Here is a 4,041-nt window from a genome sequence, read left to right on the forward strand (position 1 = left end):
TTATTACCAATCACCGGGGTAACTTTACCGTTTATTTCTTATGGTGGATCCTCAATGATCGTTTTAACAGCCGCTTTGGGGATCGTTTTAAATATCTCAGCTAATGAAAAAAGAAAGTTACAAGAAAGTAGAAGAGTAATTTAATGAGTTTAGTTTATGATGCTAATTTTTCTGATAAGATTCAAAGACGCCAAGGGTTAATTATTTGGCTTGAACAAAGTCGGGATCAATATAAGTTACGTCAATATGGGGATATTGTCTATTTTTCTCGAAAAAATAAATATGTGATGATGTATGTCAGTGCAGATAAAAAAGATACGATAATTGACGAACTAGAAAGCAAAAAATTTGTTAGGCAAGTTGAATTATCCCGCCACTCAAATTTGGATTTTAGTGATGAGCATGAAGAAAAGCTCATGAATAAGTTGAAGCTTGAGGCTGAAAAACTTCAAGAAGAAAATGAGGATTATAGGGTATGAGAATCATTTCGGGTAAATATGCTAAAAGAAATTTGTATACATTAAAAAGCAACTCAACAAGACCTACTAGTGATAAAGTAAAAGAATCTGTTTTTAATTCTTTGGGACAGTTTTTTGATGGTGGTCGAGTATTAGATTTATATGCCGGTAGTGGAGCATTAGGCATTGAAGCAGTTTCACGGGGCTATGATGAGGCTTATTTAGTTGATATTAATTCACAAGCTTGCAATATAATCAGAAAAAATGTTGCTTTAACTAAAGAGGAGCAGCTTTTTACAGTCATTAGGAATAGTGATTTTAAGGCTTTAAAAATCTTTGAAAACAAAAATGTTAAATTCGATCTTGTTTTTCTAGATCCACCTTATGCTAAAGAAAAAATCGTCAAGGTGATGGAGACGCTACTTAAATATAATTTATTAAATGAAAAAGCTCTTGTAGTAGCGGAAACAGACGAACACACTGATTTACCTGAAGTACAAGGATTTACACTAATTAAAGATCATCATTTAGGACGTACCAAAGTCAAGGTATATGAAAGGCAATAAAATGGTAAAAGCAATCTTTCCTGGAAGTTTCGATCCAATCACAAATGGTCATGTGGAAACGATTCAAACTGCTTCTAAAATGTTTGAAAAAGTTTATGTTGTGATTATGACTAATACTAGTAAAAAATATCTCTTTAATGAGGATGAGCGTTTTGCATTGGCTCAAAAAGTTTTTAGTGATTATAAAAATGTCGAAGTAATTGCTCGACCGACTGAATTGACAGTTAATGTGGCAAAAGATCTAGGCGCTCAAATAATTATTCGTGGTTTAAGAAATGATGCGGATTTCAATTACGAGCGCGAAATTGCAGCTATCAATAAAACTTTGGCCCCGCAATTAAATACTGTCTTACTTTTAACAAGTCCCGATAATTCATTTATTTCTTCAAGTATGATTAAAGAGACCGCAACTTTCGGAGGAGATGTTTCTCATTTGGTTCCGGTAAGCGTTGCTCAAGCTCTAAAGAAAAAGATGGAGAATAATAATGACATCAGAAAAAAAGAATAGAAGATTTAGATATTGGCTATGTGGAATAGCCATTTTTTTGCTTGTGGTTGTTTTTTGCATTTGGCCGACTAAATATTATATTGAAGCTCCCGGAGAAACTTCTTCTTTAGGTCAATATGTCAAATTAGATAATAAAGAGGGCCGAAAAAATTTTTATTTAGTAACTGTATCGCAAAGACGTGCGATAATGATTGATTATTTGACCTCATATCTAAGACCTTTTGACAGTCGTTATACTGCCCAAGAATTGATGGGAAATTCGACAAGTGAAGAATATAATCAAATGCAAGATTATTACATGCAAACTAGTCAAAATAATGCGATTTATTGTGCAGCTAAAAAGGCTAAGATTCCAGTTTCTCAAAAGTATCTAGGCGTCTATGTGATGTCAATTATGCCTAATTCTAACTTTAAGAATCGATTGAGAGTTGGCGATACCTTGACTAGCGTGAATGGGTTCCATTTTAAATCAACAAGAGAATTGATGGATTATGTTAATAAATTAGGCCCTGGTCAAAAAGTAACAATTTCTATTTTGAGAAACAATCATAAGCTTACTTTTACTCAAAAGACTGTAAAACTAGAAGGCACATCTAGAAGCGGTATTGGTATTCAATTGGTTGATCGAACCCAAGTTACCACAAAGCCACAAATAAAAATTGATGCTGGTGACATTGGTGGTCAATCTGCGGGATTGATGTTTAGTCTTGAATCTTATCAGCTTTTTACAAATCAAACTTTGAGTAAACAAAAAGTTGCGGGTACCGGTACGATTGATGAACGCGGGCGTGTAGGTATTATTGGCGGAATAGAAAAAAAGGTAGTTAGCGCAGACAAGGCGGGAATGAAAATCTTTTTTGCTCCAACTGATCAACCTGATGGTGTTAAAAAGTCAGAAACTAACTATGAAAAAGCTAAAAAGACGGCAAAAGAGATTCATTCAAAAATGAAGATTGTACCAGTTGCTAATTTCGATGACGCAGTTAATTATTTAAAGCACAATAATTAAATTTGAGGCGAAAGCCTCTTTTTTTTACACAAAAATGTATCTTTTTCGTGTAATAAATAGTGAGGTGTTTTAGATGATATTAGAAAAAATAAAAGAAATATGGGAAGAAAAAAAGATTGCTGTTATTGCAGTCGTCGGTGTTATCGGAGTGTGTGGTTTTTATTTTTATAATCAAAATGAAAAAGTTGATAATAGTGCAATTTTAAATACACAAGTCGATCAAAATAATATTAAGCAAAGCACTAATCAGTCGTCTCAACAGTCTAGCCAGCAGTCTTTTAAGTCAAATAAAGTGACAGTAGATATTTCGGGTGCTGTTAAACATGGAGGAGTTTATACTTTAAAAAATGGTGCTCGCTTAAATGATCTTCTTGAAGTAGCAGGAGGTCTAGATAAAAGAGCTCAAGTTAAAGCGATTAACCGGGCACAATTATTAAAGGATCAGGATCAAATTTATGTGCCATACCAAGGAGAAAAAGTTGATTTGCCTACTGCAAACAGTCAATCAACTATGACGAATAATGGGTCAAATTCGTCTGCAAGTAGTGAGCAAGTGCACCTAAATAGTGCTACAGTCGCTGATTTACAAAAATTAAATGGAATTGGACAAAAGAAAGCAGAACAAATTATTCAATATCGTGATCAAAATGGTGGCTTTAAGCAAATTGAAGATCTTACTAAGGTAAATGGGATCGGAGATAAGACTTTTGAAAAACTCAAAGATCAGTTGGCTTTATGATATCTTACAACCCGGCTTTTTACTTTTAGTCGGACTGGGTTTAGTTACCTTGTCATTTGCCATTTTCCAAGCAAATAAAATTAGCCAATTAGTCTTTAGCTTAGTTATTTTAGCTTATTTCTTATTTTTGATATATTCAAAATTTCATAGGCAATTAGTAATCTTTATTTTTTGCCTAATAGCTGGGACTTGCTATTTTTTGGCAGTAAAAAAGCCGCAAGTCAAACCTGATTTAAGTCAACCTCTGCTTATTTATCCCGATCAAGTAAAAATAAAAGAGGATTTTTTATCTGGTCAAGGAAAGATCGCTGGGCAAAAAGTCTCGATTGCTTTTAAAAGTAGCAAAGATTTAACTGATGTGATTAAACAAAGAAAAATTGTTCTACTTCACGATCTTAGTGCGGATATAGATCCAATTGCTGGCCCAACAAATCCTGGGGAATTTGATTTTAAAAAATATAATGAAGGTCATGGTATATATTGGCGATTAAAGATAAAGAACTATCAGGCAAGCATTAAATCTCCAAATTTAACAGAAAGAATACATATTTTGCGATCTGAATTGCAACACTATTTTGCAAACTTTCAACCATTAACGAGATTTTTGGCCAGTGAAATGATTTTAGCTGAAAATCCGACTGATGATACAAAAAATATTTTAGAAAACTATCGAGATTTGGGCGTTATCCATTTATTGAGCATTTCTGGCTTACACGTTGGCTTATATACTTTATTTTTGACATTAATTTGTAGTCTAGTTA

At 33.3% G+C, this 4,041-nt stretch carries 7 protein-coding genes; all 7 read left to right on the forward strand.

Annotation, left to right across the window (positions count from 1 at the left end; all coding sequences use genetic code 11):
- Positions 1–144: FtsW/RodA/SpoVE family cell cycle protein (locus Q0Y70_RS09520; RefSeq protein WP_297820388.1), on the forward strand; the 144-nt coding region annotated here is incomplete at its 5' end.
- Positions 144–479, forward strand: coding sequence for a YlbG family protein (locus tag Q0Y70_RS09525; protein ID WP_297820369.1), 336 nt, complete (start codon positions 144–146; stop codon positions 477–479). The genes Q0Y70_RS09520 and Q0Y70_RS09525, both read left to right, overlap by 1 nt.
- Positions 476–1,024, forward strand: coding sequence for a 16S rRNA (guanine(966)-N(2))-methyltransferase RsmD (rsmD, locus tag Q0Y70_RS09530; protein WP_297820372.1), 549 nt, complete (start codon positions 476–478; stop codon positions 1,022–1,024). Before Q0Y70_RS09525 ends, rsmD begins: the two co-directional genes overlap by 4 nt.
- A 1-nt stretch (position 1,025) precedes the next feature.
- Complete coding sequence (gene coaD / locus Q0Y70_RS09535) at positions 1,026–1,532, forward strand: pantetheine-phosphate adenylyltransferase (protein WP_297820376.1); 507 nt, start codon at positions 1,026–1,028, stop codon at positions 1,530–1,532.
- Entirely contained in the window at positions 1,510–2,541 is a 1,032-nt protein-coding gene (locus Q0Y70_RS09540) for a SepM family pheromone-processing serine protease (protein WP_297820379.1), read from the forward strand. Before coaD ends, Q0Y70_RS09540 begins: the two co-directional genes overlap by 23 nt.
- Before the next feature lie 73 nt (positions 2,542–2,614).
- The gene (locus Q0Y70_RS09545) at positions 2,615–3,280 is read left to right on the forward strand and encodes a helix-hairpin-helix domain-containing protein (RefSeq protein WP_297820382.1); all 666 of its coding nucleotides are present in this window, start codon (positions 2,615–2,617) and stop codon (positions 3,278–3,280) included.
- A 199-nt stretch (positions 3,281–3,479) separates the two neighbouring features.
- Positions 3,480–4,041: ComEC/Rec2 family competence protein (locus Q0Y70_RS09550; protein ID WP_297820385.1), on the forward strand; the 562-nt coding region annotated here is incomplete at its 3' end.

Origin of the sequence: uncultured Lactobacillus sp. (genome assembly GCF_947367085.1) — a bacterium.
Taxonomy (GTDB): Bacteria; Bacillota; Bacilli; order Lactobacillales; family Lactobacillaceae; genus Lactobacillus.